General features: G+C 70.4%; 14 protein-coding genes and 1 pseudogene. 11 read left to right on the plus strand and 4 right to left on the minus strand.

The window, feature by feature from the left end; all coding sequences use genetic code 11:
• Window positions 1-103: 103 nt before the first annotated feature.
• From R2S09_RS21325 to R2S09_RS21340, 4 genes are all read left to right on the plus strand, one after another.
• On the plus strand, window positions 104-3,907 hold the full coding sequence (locus R2S09_RS21325; protein WP_306190991.1) for a multifunctional oxoglutarate decarboxylase/oxoglutarate dehydrogenase thiamine pyrophosphate-binding subunit/dihydrolipoyllysine-residue succinyltransferase subunit: 3,804 nt from the start codon (window positions 104-106) through the stop codon (window positions 3,905-3,907).
• 111 nt (window positions 3,908-4,018) lie between these two features.
• Entirely contained in the window at window positions 4,019-4,198 is a 180-nt protein-coding gene (locus R2S09_RS21330) for a DUF6104 family protein (RefSeq protein WP_028420339.1), read from the plus strand.
• A gap of 233 nt (window positions 4,199-4,431) precedes the next feature.
• Window positions 4,432-5,328 (plus strand): DUF4097 family beta strand repeat-containing protein, encoded by an 897-nt coding sequence (locus R2S09_RS21335; RefSeq protein ID WP_306190992.1) that lies wholly within the window; start codon window positions 4,432-4,434, stop codon window positions 5,326-5,328.
• Between the two features lies 1 nt (window position 5,329).
• Window positions 5,330-6,379 (plus strand): helix-turn-helix transcriptional regulator, encoded by a 1,050-nt coding sequence (locus R2S09_RS21340; protein WP_316742646.1) that lies wholly within the window; start codon window positions 5,330-5,332, stop codon window positions 6,377-6,379.
• 96 nt (window positions 6,380-6,475) lie between these two features.
• Here R2S09_RS21340 and R2S09_RS21345 read toward each other — a convergent pair whose 3' ends face one another.
• A complete protein-coding gene (locus R2S09_RS21345) occupies window positions 6,476-7,441 on the minus strand; it encodes a zinc-binding dehydrogenase (RefSeq protein ID WP_306190994.1) in 966 nt (321 codons plus the stop codon).
• A 195-nt stretch (window positions 7,442-7,636) separates the two neighbouring features.
• Complete coding sequence (locus tag R2S09_RS21350) at window positions 7,637-8,860, minus strand: NADP-dependent malic enzyme (RefSeq protein ID WP_316742647.1); 1,224 nt, start codon at window positions 8,858-8,860, stop codon at window positions 7,637-7,639.
• A 548-nt stretch (window positions 8,861-9,408) separates the two neighbouring features.
• Here R2S09_RS21350 and R2S09_RS21355 point away from each other — a divergent pair.
• The 3 genes from R2S09_RS21355 to R2S09_RS21365 are packed head-to-tail and all read left to right on the plus strand — an operon-like array spanning window position 9,409 to window position 12,141.
• A complete protein-coding gene (locus R2S09_RS21355; protein WP_306190996.1) occupies window positions 9,409-10,368 on the plus strand; it encodes an ABC transporter substrate-binding protein in 960 nt (319 codons plus the stop codon).
• Between the two features lie 31 nt (window positions 10,369-10,399).
• Window positions 10,400-11,338, plus strand: coding sequence for an amino acid ABC transporter permease (locus R2S09_RS21360; RefSeq protein ID WP_316742648.1), 939 nt, complete (start codon window positions 10,400-10,402; stop codon window positions 11,336-11,338).
• A 50-nt stretch (window positions 11,339-11,388) separates the two neighbouring features.
• The gene (locus R2S09_RS21365; protein ID WP_306191003.1) at window positions 11,389-12,141 is read left to right on the plus strand and encodes an amino acid ABC transporter ATP-binding protein; all 753 of its coding nucleotides are present in this window, start codon (window positions 11,389-11,391) and stop codon (window positions 12,139-12,141) included.
• Window positions 12,142-12,224: 83 nt separating this feature from the next.
• On the opposite strand, the gene R2S09_RS21370 is transcribed toward R2S09_RS21365, so the two are convergent.
• On the minus strand, window positions 12,225-13,001 hold the full coding sequence (locus tag R2S09_RS21370) for a class I SAM-dependent methyltransferase (protein WP_316742649.1): 777 nt from the start codon (window positions 12,999-13,001) through the stop codon (window positions 12,225-12,227).
• Window positions 13,002-13,101: 100 nt separating this feature from the next.
• On the opposite strand from R2S09_RS21370, the gene R2S09_RS21375 reads away from it, so the two are divergent.
• Window positions 13,102-13,752, plus strand: a complete 651-nt coding sequence (locus R2S09_RS21375) for a CGNR zinc finger domain-containing protein (RefSeq protein ID WP_306190999.1) — start codon at window positions 13,102-13,104, stop codon at window positions 13,750-13,752.
• On the opposite strand, the gene sodX is transcribed toward R2S09_RS21375, so the two are convergent.
• Window positions 13,635-14,069: a nickel-type superoxide dismutase maturation protease gene (gene sodX / locus R2S09_RS21380; RefSeq protein ID WP_306191004.1), complete on the minus strand. Its 435-nt coding sequence runs from the start codon at window positions 14,067-14,069 to the stop codon at window positions 13,635-13,637. The two genes, R2S09_RS21375 and sodX, sit on opposite strands and share 118 nt — an antisense overlap.
• Before the next feature lie 145 nt (window positions 14,070-14,214).
• Between sodX and sodN the strand changes: the two genes are divergently transcribed.
• The 3 genes and pseudogenes from sodN (at window position 14,215) to R2S09_RS21395 (ending at window position 16,089) form a co-directional block, all read left to right on the plus strand.
• Entirely contained in the window at window positions 14,215-14,610 is a 396-nt protein-coding gene (gene sodN / locus R2S09_RS21385; RefSeq protein ID WP_306191000.1) for a superoxide dismutase, Ni, read from the plus strand.
• A 193-nt stretch (window positions 14,611-14,803) separates the two neighbouring features.
• Window positions 14,804-15,241 (plus strand): annotated as a pseudogene (locus tag R2S09_RS21390) (B3/4 domain-containing protein); the annotation flags it as partial.
• Window positions 15,242-15,285: 44 nt separating this feature from the next.
• Window positions 15,286-16,089 carry a VOC family protein gene (locus R2S09_RS21395; protein WP_316742651.1) on the plus strand — a complete coding sequence of 268 codons (804 nt, stop codon included), beginning with the start codon at window positions 15,286-15,288 and terminating at the stop codon, window positions 16,087-16,089.
• Window positions 16,090-16,105 lie beyond the last annotated feature (16 nt).

Genomic DNA, 16,105 nt, shown 5'->3' on the forward strand with positions numbered 1-16,105 from the left:
ACACGACGATGAACGGGCCCGACCTGACCTTCCCGGTCCCGGGGGCGTAGCCTTTATTTCCGCTGTCCATCACCTTGTGAAGCGGAAGAGGGCGGTTGCCGCCGTGTCGCCACAGTCCCCCAGTAACTCGAGCATCTCCACCGACAACGACCAGGCCGGGAAGAACCCCGCTGCCGCGTTCGGTGCCAACGAGTGGCTCGTCGACGAGATCTATCAGCAGTACCTCCAGGACCCGAACTCCGTAGACCGCGCCTGGTGGGACTTCTTCGCCGACTACAAGCCGGGCGCCGCCGCGGCTGTCTCCTCGGCCCCGTCGGGCACTGCGGCCGCGGGGGCCGCAGCGACCACCACGGCTCCCCAGGCGGCGCCCGCCGCCCCGGCCCAGCCCGCGCAGGCCCCGGCCGCCCCGAAGCCGGCCGCCGCCGCTCCGGCCCCGGCCGCCGCTCCGGCGAAGCCCGCCGCGCAGGCCCCGGCGCCCGCGAAGCCCGCCGCCGCCAAGCCGGCCGCCGCGAAGCCCGCGCCCGCCGCCGAGGCACCCGCCGGTCCCGAGCTCGTGACGCTGCGCGGCCCGTCCGCCGCGGTCGCCAAGAACATGAACGCCTCCCTGGAGCTGCCCACGGCCACGTCCGTGCGCGCCGTCCCGGTGAAGCTGCTGTTCGACAACCGCATCGTCATCAACAACCACCTCAAGCGGGCCCGCGGCGGGAAGATCTCCTTCACGCACCTCATCGGCTACGCCATGGTCCAGGCGATCAAGGCCATGCCGTCGATGAACCACTCCTTCGCGCAGAAGGACGGCAAGCCCACCCTGGTCAAGCCGGAGCACGTCAACCTCGGTCTGGCCATCGACCTGGTGAAGCCGGGCGGCGAGCGCCAGCTGGTCGTCGCGGCCATCAAGAAGGCCGAGACGCTGAACTTCTTCGAGTTCTGGCAGGCCTACGAGGACATCGTCCGCCGCGCCCGCGACGGCAAGCTGACGATGGACGACTTCACCGGCGTCACCGTCTCCCTCACCAACCCCGGCGGCCTCGGCACGGTCCACTCGGTGCCGCGCCTGATGCCCGGCCAGTCTGTGATCATGGGCGTCGGCTCCATGGACTACCCGGCGGAGTTCCAGGGCACCTCCCAGGACACCCTGAACAAGCTCGGCATCTCGAAGGTCATGACGCTCACGTCGACCTATGACCACCGGGTGATCCAGGGCGCCGCCTCCGGCGAGTTCCTGCGCGTCGTCGCCAACCTCCTCCTCGGCGAGAACGGCTTCTACGACGAGATCTTCGAGGCGCTGCGCATCCCCTACGAGCCGGTCCGCTGGCTCAAGGACATCGACGCCTCGCACGACGACGACGTCACCAAGGCCGCCCGCGTCTTCGAGCTGATCCACTCCTACCGGGTCCGCGGCCACGTCATGGCCGACACCGACCCGCTGGAGTACCGCCAGCGCAAGCACCCCGACCTGGACATCGTCGAGCACGGCCTCACCCTGTGGGACCTGGAGCGCGAGTTCGCCGTCGGCGGCTTCGCCGGCAAGTCGATGATGAAGCTGCGCGACATCCTCGGCGTGCTGCGCGACTCGTACTGCCGCACGGTCGGCATCGAGTTCATGCACATCCAGGACCCCAAGCAGCGCAAGTGGATCCAGGACCGCGTGGAGCGCGGCCACTCCAAGCCGGAGCGCGAGGAGCAGCTGCGCATCCTGCGCCGGCTGAACGCGGCGGAGGCCTTCGAGACCTTCCTGCAGACGAAGTACGTCGGCCAGAAGCGCTTCTCCCTGGAGGGCGGCGAGTCCGTCATCCCGCTGCTGGACGCGGTCATCGACTCCGCGGCCGAGTCCCGCCTGGACGAGGTCGTCATCGGCATGGCCCACCGCGGCCGGCTGAACGTGCTGGCGAACATCGTCGGCAAGTCCTACGCGCAGATCTTCCGCGAGTTCGAGGGCAACCTCGACCCGAAGTCGATGCACGGCTCCGGCGACGTGAAGTACCACCTGGGCGCCGAGGGCACCTTCACCGGCCTGGACGGCGAGCAGATCAAGGTCTCCCTGGTCGCGAACCCGTCCCACCTGGAGGCCGTCGACCCGGTCCTGGAGGGTGTCTCCCGCGCCAAGCAGGACATCATCAACAAGGGCGGCACGGACTTCACCGTCCTGCCGGTGGCGATCCACGGCGACGCGGCCTTCGCGGGCCAGGGCGTGGTGGCCGAGACCCTGAACATGTCGCAGCTGCGCGGCTACCGCACCGGCGGCACCGTCCACGTCGTCATCAACAACCAGGTCGGCTTCACCGCGGCCCCCGAGTCCTCGCGTTCGTCGATGTACGCGACCGACGTGGCCCGGATGATCGAGGCCCCGATCTTCCACGTGAACGGCGACGACCCCGAGGCCGTCGTCCGTGTCGCACGTCTGGCCTTCGAGTTCCGCCAGGCGTTCAACAAGGACGTGGTGATCGACCTCATCTGCTACCGCCGCCGCGGTCACAACGAGTCGGACAACCCGGCCTTCACCCAGCCGCTGATGTACGACCTGATCGACAAGAAGCGCTCGGTGCGCAAGCTGTACACCGAGTCCCTGATCGGTCGCGGCGACATCACCCTGGAAGAGGCCGAGCAGGCGCTCCAGGACTACCAGGGCCAGCTGGAGAAGGTCTTCACCGAGGTCCGCGAGGCCACCTCCCAGCCGGCCCCGGGCGAGACCCAGGCGCCGCAGGACGGCTTCCCGGTGGCGGTCCCGACGGCCGTGTCCGCCGAGGTCGTCAAGCGCATCGCCGAGTCCCAGGTCAACGTTCCCGACCACATCACCGTCCACCCGCGTCTGCTGCCGCAGCTGCAGCGCCGGGCGGCCATGGTCGAGGACGGCACCATCGACTGGGGCATGGGCGAGACCCTCGCCATCGGCTCGCTGCTGCTGGAGGGCACGCCGGTCCGCCTGGCGGGCCAGGACTCCCAGCGCGGCACCTTCGGCCAGCGCCACGCGGTGATCATCGACCGCGAGACGGGCGAGGACTTCACCCCGCTGCTGTACCTCTCCGAGGACCAGGCCCGCCTGAACGTCTACAACTCCCTGCTGTCCGAGTACGCGGCGATGGGCTTCGAGTACGGCTACTCGCTCGCCCGCCCCAACGCGCTCGTGATGTGGGAGGCCCAGTTCGGCGACTTCACCAACGGCGCGCAGACGGTCGTGGACGAGTTCATCTCGTCGGCGGAGCAGAAGTGGGGCCAGACGAGCGGCGTAGTGCTCCTGCTCCCGCACGGCTACGAGGGCCAGGGCCCGGACCACTCCTCGGCCCGCCCGGAGCGGTTCCTGCAGCTGTGCGCGCAGAACAACATGACGGTCGCGATGCCGACCCTGCCGTCGAACTACTTCCACCTCCTGCGCTGGCAGGTGCACAACCCGCACCACAAGCCGCTGGTCGTCTTCACCCCGAAGTCGATGCTGCGCCTGAAGGCCGCGGCCTCGAAGGCGGAGGAGTTCACCACGGGCGAGTTCCGCCCGGTCATCGGCGACGCGTCGGTCGACCCGAACGCGGTGCGCAAGGTCGTCTTCTGCGCCGGCAAGGTCTACTACGACCTCGAGGCCGAACGGAAGAAGCGCGGCGTGACGGACACCGCGATCATCCGCATCGAGCGCCTGTACCCGCTGCCGGGTGCCGAGCTCCAGGCGGAGATCAAGAAGTACCCGAACGCCGAGAAGTACCTGTGGGCCCAGGAGGAGCCGGCGAACCAGGGCGCCTGGCCGTTCATCGCCCTCAACCTGATCGACCACCTGGACCTGGCGGTCGGCGCGGACGTGCCGCACGGCGAGCGCCTGCGCCGTATCTCCCGCCCGCACGGCTCCTCCCCCGCCGTGGGTTCCGCGAAGCGGCACCAGGCGGAGCAGGAGCAGCTGGTGCGCGAGGTGTTCGAGGCGTGACGGCGTGACCGCGTGACCGCGTAGCCGCTGACGCGGGCCGTACGCGACCGGGCCGCACCCTCGTCCACGGGGGTGCGGCCCGGTCCTTTGCGCGCCCTTATCCTTGGCCTCATGTACTTCACTGACCGTGGCATCGAGGAGCTGGAGAAGCGGCGGGGCGAGGAGGAGATCACCTTCGAGTGGCTCGCCGAGCAGCTGCGGACGTTCGTCGACCTGAACCCCGACTTCGAGGTTCCGGTGGAGCGGCTGGCCACCTGGCTGGCCCGGCTGGACGACGAGGACGACGAGTAGCGATCCAGCGGCGGACGACGTGGGGCGCCCCTTCGGGGGCGCCCTTCGCCTTTTCCCGGTGCGGCCTGCCCTCACGGTGCGGCCTGCCCTCACGGTGTGTCTTGACTTTCCGTGTCCGCGATATATCGTGTATCCAGGAGGGACGCGATATGGCGTGACGCGTCGCTCTCCGGTCCGTCTCCGGCCCTGCGGTTCCGCGTGGTCCGGTCGTCCGTCCCCAGGAGGTCTGCACCATGTCCGAGTGGTCCGTGGGCGAGCCCAGGAAGCTCACCTTCGACAAGCCCGTGACCCAGCTCAACGTCCGCATCGTCAACGGAGCGGTGAATGTCGTGGGCACGGACGAGAGTTCCGCGCGCCTGGAGGTCTCCGAGATCGAGGGGCCGCCCCTGGTGATCACCCAGCAGGGCGGCACCCTGACCGTGGCGTACGAGGACCTGCCCTGGAAGGGCTTTCTGAAGTGGCTGGACCGCAAGGGCTGGCGGCGCAGCGCCGTCGTCTCCCTGGCCGTCCCGGCGGACACGCGCGTCGAGGTCGGGGTGGTCGGCGCCGCCGCGATGGTCTCGGGCATCGACGGACGTACGGAGGTCAAGGGCGTCACCGGGGACACCACCCTGGTGGGCGTCACCGGCCCGGTGCGCGCGGACACGGTGTCGGGGAACCTGGAGGCGCAGGCCCTCTCCGGAGACCTGCGGTTCAACTCGGTCTCGGGCGACCTGACGGTGGTCGAGGGCGCGGGCTCCTCGGTCCGGGCGGACTCCGTGAGCGGCTCGATGATCGTCGACCTGGACCCGGCGGGCCGCCCCACCGACATCAACCTGACCAACGTCTCCGGGGAGATCGCCATCCGGCTGCCCCACCCGGCGGACGCGGAGGTGGAGGCGAACACCGCCAGCGGGTCGGTGTCCAACGCCTTCGAGGACCTGCGGGTCAGCGGGCAGTGGGGCGCCAAGCGGATCACCGGCCGGCTGGGCACGGGCCACGGCAGGCTGAAGGCGACCACGGTCTCCGGCTCGATCGCCCTGCTCCGGCGCCCGCCGGCGGAGGACGGACCGTGGGACTCCGGCCTGGACCCGGACGACGGCCCCACCCGGCCCGCGACCGACGGCACGACCGACAAGAAGGTGCTCTGACATGCCCCCCGTCTTCGCTCACGGCCGCCTCCGCCTGTACCTGCTGAAGCTGCTCGACGAGGCCCCGCGCCACGGCTACGAGGTGATCCGCCTGCTGGAGGAGCGCTTCCAGGGGCTGTACGCGCCCTCGGCGGGCACCGTCTACCCGCGGCTGGCCAAGCTGGAGGCCGAGGGCCTGGTCACGCACACCACCGAGGGCGGCCGCAAGGTGTACGCCATCACGGACGCGGGCCGTGCCGAACTGGCCGACCGCAGCGGTGAGCTGGCCGATCTCGAGCTGGAGATCCGCGAGTCGGTCGCCGAACTCGCCGCCGAGATCCGGGCCGACGTACGAGGTGCGGCCGGCGATCTGCGGCGCGAGATGCGCGCCGCCGCCTCCCGGGCCCGGCAGGGTTCCGGCACGGGCGCGGCCTCGGGCGGTCACACCTGGCCGGGCGAGGCCGAGGACAAGGAGGCCTGGCGAGCCGCCAAGGAGGAGATGCGCCGCGTCAAGCAGGAGTGGAAGGAGCAGGCGCGGCGCGCCAAGGACGAGAGCCGCCGGGCGCGCGAGGAGGCCCAGCGGGCCCGGCGCGTGGCCAAGGAGGCCCAGGAGCGGGCGCGGGCGCAGGCGCAGGAGGAGTTCCAGCGCGTCGCCCGGCGCGTCCAGGAGCAGGTGCAGGACCATTTCGCGCGGGGCGACTGGCCGACCGGGGTGCGCGAGGGCCTGACCGAACTGGCGAAGGAGTTCGGCGACTTCGGCAAGGACTGGGGCAAGGACCTGGGCAGGGACTTCGGCTTCGGCCGCCCGGCGGCCGGCACCGCGACGGCACCGGCCGAGTACTCCCAGACCCCGGAGGACTTCCCGGCCGAGTACGAACCGTCCTGGGCGCACGAGGACTTCACCGGCGACCCCGCCCGTGACCTGGACCGCGTCCTGGACCGCTTCCGCGACGACATCCGCGACGCGGCCCGCGACCACGGCGTGACCACCGACCAGCTCCGCGACACACGCCGCCACCTGTCGAGGGCCGCGGCCCACATCACGGCCCTGCTCCACACACCGAAGCCCTGACGCCCCGCCCCCGGCGGGCCCCGGACACCGGGGCCCGCCGGGGCGACAGCACGACACGGCACGGGCCGACCGCGCGACCAGGGGCCGCGCGGTGGTTCAGGTGGTGGTGAGGACGATCTTGCCGAACTGTCCTCCGGACTCCATCCGTTCGAAGCCCTCGCGGGCTCGGTCGAGGGGGAGGATCTCGTCGATGACGGGGCGGACGCCGGTGGCGTCGCAGAAGGAGAGCAGGTCCTCCAGCTCGTCCTTGGTCCCCATCGTCGAGCCGACGACCTTCAGCTCCAGGAAGAAGATGCGCGTGAGCTCGGCGTGTGAGGGGCGGTCGCCGCTGGTGGCGCCGGAGATGACGATGGTGCCGCCGGGGCGCAGCGACTTCACCGAGTGGGACCAGGTGGCCGCGCCGACGGTCTCGATCACGGCGTCCACCCGCTGCGGCAGCCGCGCCCCCGACTCGACCGCCTCCACCGCGCCGAGTTCCAGCGCCCGCTTGCGCTTGGCCTCGTCGCGGCTGGTGGCGAAGACCTTGAGGCCGGCCGCCTTGCCGAGCACGATGGCGGCCGTGGCCACACCGCCTCCGGCGCCCTGCACGAGGACGGAGTCACCGGGGCGCACGCCCGCGTTGGTGAAGAGCATGCGGTAGGCGGTGAGCCAGGCCGTCGGCAGACAGGCGGCCTCCTCGAAGGAGAGCCCCTTGGGCTTGGGCAGCAGGTTCCAGGTCGGCACGGCGACCTGCTCGGCGAAGGTGCCCTGGTAGCGCTCGGTCAGGATGGACCGGGGCTCCTTGGGCCCGACACCGTGCCCGCTCTGTCCGATCACGGAGTGCAGCACTACCTCGTTGCCGTCCTCGTCGACACCGGCGGCGTCGCAGCCGAGGATCATGGGCAGCTTGTCCTCGGACAGGCCCACGCCCTTCAGCGACCAGAGATCGTGGTGGTTCAGGGAGGCGGCCCTGACGTTGACGGTGCTCCAGCCGGGGCGGGCCTCGGGGGCCGGGCGCTCCCCCGACTCCAGGCCGTTCAGCGGCTGGTCGCGGTCGATTCGGGCGGCGTAGACAGCGAACATGACCTTGACGATAGGGCCGCGCCGACGCCGACGGAACCACGGGCGCCTGTGACACACGCCCTCTTGCCAAGCTCCGTGGGCCCGCCGGGCACCGGTGAGGCGGCGGCCGGCCCGGCTCCTGCCCGGGTCCGGACAGCGAAGGGCCCCGTCCCACAGGGACGGGGCCATTCGGGTCACATCAGCGCCGGGGTCACATCAGCGCCGGGCCACGCCCTCCGCGCGCGCCGCCGCCGCGACGGCCGCCGTCACGGCCGGGGCGACCCGCTCGTCGAACGGCGAGGGGATCACGTAGTCGGCGGCGAGGTCGTCGCCGACGACCCCGGCCAGCGCCTCGGCCGCCGCGATCTTCATGCCCTCGGTGATCCGGGACGCCCGCACCTGCAGCGCGCCCGCGAAGATGCCGGGGAACGCCAGGACGTTGTTGATCTGGTTGGGGAAGTCCGACCGGCCGGTCGCCACGACCGCCGCGTACTTGTGCGCGACGTCCGGGTGCACCTCGGGGTTCGGGTTGGCCATGGCGAAGACGAAGGCCCCCTCGGCCATCGAGGCCACGGCCGGCTCCGGCACCGTACCGCCGGAGACGCCGATGAAGACGTCGGCGCCGGCCAGCGCGTCCTCCAGGGACCCGGTGATGCCCGCCTTGTTGGTGAACTCGGCCAGCTCACGCTTGACCGGCGTCAGGTCCTGCCGGTCCGCCGAGACGACGCCCTTGCGGTCGGACACCGCCACGTCCCCGATGCCGGCCTCGACCAGCATCCTGGCGATGGCGACACCGGCCGCGCCCGCGCCGGAGATGACGGCCCGCAGCTCGCCGATGCCCCGGCCGCTCAGCCGGGCCGCGTTGCGCAGCGCCGCGAGGGTCACGACCGCCGTGCCGTGCTGGTCGTCGTGGAAGACCGGGATGTCCAGGCGCTCCTGGAGCTTCCGCTCGATCTCGAAGCACCGGGGCGCCGAGATGTCCTCCAGGTTGACTCCGCCGAAGGACGGCGCGAGGCGCACCACGGTCTCGACGATCTCGTCGGCGTCGGTGCAGTCGAGTGCGATCGGCACCGCGTCCACGCCGCCGAACTGCTTGAAAAGGATCGCCTTCCCTTCCATCACCGGAAGGGAGGCTTCGGGGCCGATGTCCCCGAGGCCCAGCACGGCCGTTCCGTCGGTCACGACGGCGACCACGGACGACTTCCACGTGTAGTCGTGGACCAGTTCCGGCTGCTCGGCGATGGCGGTGCACACCCGCGCGACGCCGGGCGTGTACGCCAGGGACAGGTCGTCCTTGTCACGGACGGGGACGGTGGCCTGCACGGCCATCTTGCCGCCGCGGTGCAGCGCGAAGGCCGGATCGAAGGAATCGAGCGGCTCTGCCCCGCCGTCCTGATCCGTACCCCTGTCGCTGCGAGGATTGACGATCTCCGCTGCCACTTGGTTTTACCCCTTAAGTGTTCATGGTTTGAGGGTGGCCACTCCTGGTGAGGGGTGGGCGGGACCGCGCACGGCCCAGTGAGTGATGCGTTCGGGCACAGACGCGACGGGCGCGCCGCACACGCGCCCTGAGCCCCGGATGAGGGGTGTAAAGAACCTTCTTACCGGACGGACGGCATCGACGACGAGTCCATAACGCGAAGGTCACATGACGGCGAGTCGACACGTACCCCAATATGGGGACAAGTCCGTGTCGAATGTCTGGCAATGCCTCCAAAACGTTCATACGCGCTGTTCCGCAGACCGCACGGCGAGGCAGGCCGAAGATCTTCCGGCGAAAAGGAGGGATTACCGCAGATGGTCCGGCCTTGATGGGCCGGCCGATCACCCTTCGAGGACCACCCGTTATCCGATTTTGACATGGCGAGTGCCCTGAATGGCGCAATCCGAATGGCAAGATGCGTCAATCACACGAGGTCGCGACACCCGAAGGTGTGTGTACTCGTCGACCCATCGGCAACTCCACCCATCCGCCGGAGGAACCCACCATGACCGCAGGCTCCACCCGTCGTACGACCGCCGCGCACTCCCGTCTGGCCGCGGTCGGTGCGATCGCGGTCGCAGGCGCCCTGATTCTCACCGGCTGCGGTGACCAGACCAAGGACAAGAACAAGTCCTCCGGCAGCTCGTCCGCCGCCTCCGCCCCGCTGGCCGACAAGCTGCCGTCGTCGATCCGTGACAAGGGTGTCATCAAGGTCGGCTCCGACATCGCGTACGCGCCCGTCGAGTTCAAGGACAACTCCGGCAAGGTCGTCGGCCTCGACCCCGACCTCGCGGCCGCCCTGGGCAAGCAGCTCGGCGTGACCTTCCAGTTCGAGAACGGCACGTTCGACGCCCTGCTCACCGGCATCCGCTCCAACCGCTACGACATCGCCATGTCGGCGATGACGGACAACAAGAGCCGTCAGGACGGCGTCGACCCGGCCACGGGCAAGAAGGTCGGCGAGGGCGTCGACTTCGTCGACTACCTGACCGCCGGCGTGTCGATCTACACCCGCAAGGGCGACACCGAGGGCATCACCTCCTGGTCCGACCTGTGCGGCAAGAAGATCGCCCTGGAGCGCGGCACCGTCTCCAACGACCTCGCCAAGGCCGAGGCGAAGAAGTGCCCGAGCGGCAAGAAGCTCACCATCGAGGCCTTCGACGACGACCAGCAGGCCCAGACGCGGCTGCGCTCGGGCGGCGCCGACGCGGCCTCCTCCGACTTCCCGGTCGCCGCGTACGCGGTGAAGACCTCCGGAGGCGGCAAGGACTTCCAGATCGTCGGCGACCAGGTCGAGGCCGCCCCGTACGGCATCGCCGTCGGCAAGAGCAGCACCCAGCTGCGCGACGCGCTGCAGGCCGCGATGAACGCGATCATCAAGAACGGCGAGTACGAGAAGATCCTTCAGAAGTGGGGCGCCGAGGACGGTGCCGTGAAGGAGTCCGTCATCAACGGCGGCAAGTGACCGCGCGAGCAGCCACCGAGAGGCAACACCCGTGACTGCTGACATCGACAAGACGGCGGGCCCCGGGGACACACCCCCGTCCGGACCGCGGGCCGTCAAGGCCATCCCGGTCAGGCACTACGGCCGGTACGTGACCGCCCTGATCGCCATCGCGGTCCTGGTCTCGATCGTCTACGCGTTCGGCCAGGGCAAGATCAACTGGCACGCCGTCCCCGACTACTTCTTCGACGACCGGATCATGACCGGCGTCGGCAAGACCCTCCTGCTGACGGTCCTGTCGATGCTGATCGGCATCGTCGGCGGCATCGTCCTGGCGGTGATGCGCCTGTCGAAGAACCCGGTGACCTCGGCGATCGCCTGGTTCTACATCTGGTTCTTCCGCGGCACGCCGGTCCTGGTCCAGCTGTTCCTGTGGTTCAACCTGGGCCTGGTCTTCGAGTACATCAACCTCGGTCCGATCTACAAGAACTACTGGTCGGACTTCATGACGCCGCTGCTGACGGCGCTGCTCGGCCTCGGCCTGAACGAGGCGGCGTACATGGCGGAGATCTGCCGCGCCGGCCTGCTCGCCGTCGACGAGGGCCAGACCGAGGCCGCCCACGCGCTGGGCATGAGCCACGGCAAGACCCTGCGCCGGATCATCATTCCGCAGGCCATGCGGGTGATCGTGCCGCCGACCGGCAACGAGGTCATCAACATGCTGAAGACGACCTCGCTCGTGGCGGCCGTCCAGTATCCGGAGCTGTTCCGCTACGCCCAGGACATCGGGCAGGTCTCCGGCGCCCCGGTGGAGATGTACTTCCTCGCCGCCGCCTGGTACCTGATCATGACCTCGGTGCTGAGCGTGGGCCAGTACTACATCGAGCGGTACTACGCCCGCGGCTCCAGCCGCAGCCTGCCACCGACACCGTGGCAGAAGGTGAAGGCGAACATGTTGTCCTTCGGCCGCCCGAAGGGAGGCATGGCATGACCGGCAAGCTCAGCAAGCAGGACGCTGCCACGCGCGACGCGTCCGCGGCGATGGTCAAGGCCGAAGGCGTGCACAAGTCCTTCGGCCAGGTCGAGGTGCTCAAGGGCATCGACCTGGAGGTCAGGCCCGGCGAGGTGTTCTGCCTCATCGGCCCCTCCGGCTCCGGCAAGTCGACCTTCCTGCGCTGCATCAACCACCTGGAGCAGATCAACGCGGGCCGGCTGTACGTGGACGGCGAGCTCGTCGGCTACCGCCAGCACGGCGACAAGCTCTACGAGCTGCGTGACCGCGAGGTCGCCATGAAGCGCCGGGACATCGGCATGGTCTTCCAGCGCTTCAACCTGTTCCCCCACATGACGGCCGTGGAGAACGTCATGGAGGCGCCGGTCCAGGTCAAGGGCGCGAACCGGGGCCAGGCCAAGGAACGGGCGATGCAGCTCCTGGAGCGCGTGGGCCTGGCCGACCGGGCCGGGCACTACCCCTCGCAGCTCTCCGGCGGCCAGCAGCAGCGCGTGGCGATCGCACGGGCCCTTGCCATGGACCCCAAGCTGATGCTGTTCGACGAGCCGACGTCGGCGCTCGACCCGGAGCTGGTCGGTGACGTCCTGGACGTCATGCGTGACCTCGCCGAGTCCGGCATGACGATGGTGGTCGTCACCCACGAGATGGGCTTCGCCCGCGAGGTCGGTGACAACCTGGTCTTCATGGACGACGGCGTGGTGGTGGAGTCCGGCCACCCGCGGGAGGTGCTGACCAACCCGCGGCACGAGCGCACGCAGTCGTTCCTGTCGAAGGTGCTGTGACCGCGGTGCCGTGACGGGTGCGCGCGCTCCTGCGCGAAGGGGCGGTACGGGAGTCCGTACCGCCCCTTTTGCTGTCCGGGTCCCTACTTCAGGGCCAGCAGCAGGGTGTCCGACGGCGAGCACCACACCGGGCGGGCCTCCGCGAAGCCCTTCTCGCGCAGCACGCGCGCGTGCCAGGCGGTGGGCGGCATGTCGCCGTCGGCGTGCTCGCCGTAGATCTCGAAACGGCGGGCCGTCGGCCCGGCGAGCACCGGGTCGGCGGCGGCCAGCTGCCACCACTCGGCCCAGTCCAGGGCGCCGTCCCGCTTGGCCCGATCCATGCGCCCGTGCCGCTGGGCGCGTTCGGCCGCGTTGATCCGGGGCGTGGTCTCGTCGATCATGTGGTCCGCGTTCATGAAGACACCGCCGTCGCGGACGAGTTCCGCGACCTGACCGTAGAGGGCGCCGAGGGGTTCACGGTGCAGCCAGTGCAGGGCCGTGGCGGTCAGGACCGCGTCGTAGGAGTCGTAGGGCAGTCCGGCCCGCCAGGCCGGATCCTTCAGATCGGCCGTCACGAAGGAGACCCGCTCGTCCCCCTCGAAGGTGCCCCGCGCGATGGCGAGCAGGGCCGGGTCGAGGTCGACGCCGGTGCTGGTGGCACCGGGGAAGCGGGCGAGCAGGCGGGCGGTGATGCTGCCGGTGCCGCAGGCGAGGTCCAGGACGCGCGGCGTGGTGCCGACGAGGGCCTCCACCATGTCCAGCATGATGCGGAGGCGGTCCTCGCGGTCGGGCATGTACCACTCCTGCTGCCGGTCCCAGCTCCTCTGCCAGGCCGGCCAGTCGGCCCCCGCCGTGGTGGTGTCCGTACCCGTGTCCGTCATCGCTGCCCTCCCTGACGCCGTTGGCGTAATACCCTGAATGCACGACCGTCTGTTACAAGGTCGCGCTCGTCACCATAGAGCTCCCGCGTAAGGACTACAAGTGGAACTGGCCTATTACTCGGATTACGCCGTACGTCTCGTCAACAGCGAGGAACCGGCCCGGGGCAAGGACACCCTGACCTCGGTCGAGGCGGTCCGGGACCTCTTCGGCGGCAACGCCTCGGCCGCCCGTCGCGCCACCGAGGCCGACGTGACGCGCTTCCGCTCGGTGCGGGCCCGGCTGCGTTCGGTCTTCGAGGCGGCCGACCAGGGTGACGAGACCCTCGCGGTGGCCCTGCTGAACTCCCTGCTGCTGGAGTTCCCGGTGAGCCCGCAGATCTCCGGGCACGACTACCGGGACGAGGACGGCCGCCCGCTGTGGCACATGCACCTGGCGGACCACCCGTCCAACGCGACCGCCGGCTACGCCGCGATCGCCGCCATGGGCCTGGCCTTCCACCTGACCGAGTACGGCGTGGACCGCCTCGGCCTGTGCGAGGCCGCCCCCTGCCGCAACGCCTACCTGGACACCTCGACCAACCGCTCGCGCCGCTACTGCTCCGACCGCTGCGCCACCCGCGCCAACGTGGCCGCCTACCGCGCCCGCAAGCGCCTGGAGGCCGACCGGTCGGAGAGCACGGGTCTGGCCGCCGACAGCACCCAGCGCGCCACCGCCAGCGGCGAGCGCCGGCCGGCCGGGCGCGGCCGGTAACGGAACCACACCTTCCCCAGGATCAGCTCCTCCGGCACGGTCCCGTAGTCGGTGCTGTCCCCGCCCGCGTACGCGTTGTCGCCGAGCACCCACCAGCCGCCCCCGCGCCGCTCCACCGCGCGCTTGACGACCAGCAGGTCCTGCTGGAACGGATGACGCAGGACGACCACGTCCCCCGGACGCACCCGGGCGCCGTACTGCACGACGAGCCGGTCCCCGTGGTACAGCGTGGGCACCATGGACGGCCCCGTCACCTCGGCCAGCCCCAAGGGCAGCACCGCGCCCCTGCGCTCGGTCTCCTGCGACAGCTCCGGCATCCCCGGCACCTCCCCGGTCCGTTCCTCCACCAGTCTCAGTCTGACCCTGGACTTTTGTCCTAAGCCCTAGGGGGCACTCGCCAAAACACGCCTTGCAGGGAGTAATGTCCCACCTGAGAAGACGATCACGAGGAAGGAATGCTCCATGCTTTCCCGCCTGTTTGCCCCCAAGGTCAAGGTCAGCGCGCACTGTGACCTCCCCTGCGGTGTGTACGACCCGGCCCAGGCCCGCATCGAGGCGGAGTCCGTGAAGGCCATCCAGGAGAAGATGGCCGGCAACGACGACCCGCACTACCAGACGCGCGCCACCGTCATCAAGGAGCAGCGTGCCGAGCTGGCCAAGCACCACGTCTCGGTCCTGTGGAGCGACTACTTCAAGGCTCCGCACTTCGAGAAGTACCCCGAGCTGAGCCAGCTGGTCAACGACACCCTGAAGGCCCTCTCCGCGGCCAAGGCCTCCACCGACCCGGCCACGGGCCAGAAGGCGCTGGACTACATCGCCCAGATCGACAAGATCTTCTGGGAGACCAAGAAGGCCTGACTTCCTGTCAGACCACGTGGCACGCGGCCCCCTTGGCCGCTCCGCATCTCGGTCCGCACCCGGTCCCTTCGCAGGCCGCCGGTCACGGCGCCCGCCAAGGGACCGGGTGCGGTCGTCTTCAGCCGGACTCAGGTGGGCGATCTCGGTCACGAGTCACAAGCCACACGTCACGCGTCACGGTCACGCGTCACGCGCCCCGAAGGGGACCCTGCCGCGCATCAGCCCGGCCGTCGACTCGTACAACGCCGTCTCCGTCCGCCACGGCCTGCCCGCCGGCGCGTTCGACCTGGACCACGTCACCGGCGACGTCGACATCCGCCACGCGGACGGTACCGAGTCCTTCATCCCGCCCGGCGGACCCGGCACCGTCGAGAACCCCGGGCCCGGCGAGATCGTCTACGCGGACACCACCGATGTCCTGACCCGCCACTGGAACCACCGCGATGGCCACCGAACCCGCGTCACCGAGGATTCAATCCGCGTCGTCTTCGTTCTCGAGACCCTGTGCGCCACCCGCGACGGCCACCTCCTGAAGGTCGCGGCCGAGGAGTTGCGGGGCCTGCTCGCTCCGCACTCCGACCGGACCGCCGTGCACCACCTCGGTCCGGCACAGCCCCAGACCACTGTCTGAGACCTGCGGCGGCGTCCCTCCGACGGCCGCTCTACGATCGCGGCATGAGCATCCGCTGGGTGTACGCCTTCATCGACCGGCCGGGCGCGCGGGTCGCCCGTGCCCTGGAGTTCTGGACGGCCGTCACGGGCACGCGGGCGTCCGGACCCGGGGGTGAGCGCGGGGAGTTCGTCACCCTGCTGCCGGACGGAGCCGGCGGCTGCGACGCCTGCGTCAAGTGCCAGGGCGTCGCCTCCGGGGGCGGCGGCGCGCATCTCGACCTCGCCGTCGAGGACGCGCCGGCGTTCGTGACATCCGCGCTGCGGCTCGGCGGTGAGGTCGTCGCCGGGCACGAGGACTGGTCCGTGCTGCGGTCGCCCGCCGGGCAGTTGTTCTGTGCGGTTCCCTGGCAGGGGGAGTCGGTGCGTCCGCCCGTCGTCCGCGGCAGCCGGCTGGACCAGGTGTGCCTCGACGTTCCGCCCTCGTCGTACGGCGCCGAAGTCGACTTCTGGAGCGGGCTGCTGACCCCGGCCGGGTGGCAGTCGCTGCCCGGGGCACTCCCTGAGTTCCATGTGCTCAAGCCGCCGCCCGGCCTGCCGGTGCGCATCCTGCCGCAACGCCTGGGCGGGGAACGGCCCGCCTCCGCCCACCTGGACCTGGCCTGCGCGGACATCGGTGCGACCCGGTCCTGGCACGAGAGGCTCGGCGCCACCCATGTCGACGACCACCCTCACTGGACGGTGCTCCGCGACCCGGCCGGCGGCTTGTACTGCCTGACCGGGAGGGATCCGGAGACGGGCGGGCTGCCCACGGCACGCGGGGAGCCCGCGGCGCGAGGGGGGTCCGCGGCGCGAAGGGGGTCCGCATGAGGGGGAGCTGCGGTCC

It is taken from the genome of Streptomyces sp. MK7 (genome assembly GCF_032658145.1).
GTDB classification, from domain to species: Bacteria; Actinomycetota; Actinomycetes; order Streptomycetales; family Streptomycetaceae; genus Streptomyces; species Streptomyces spiralis.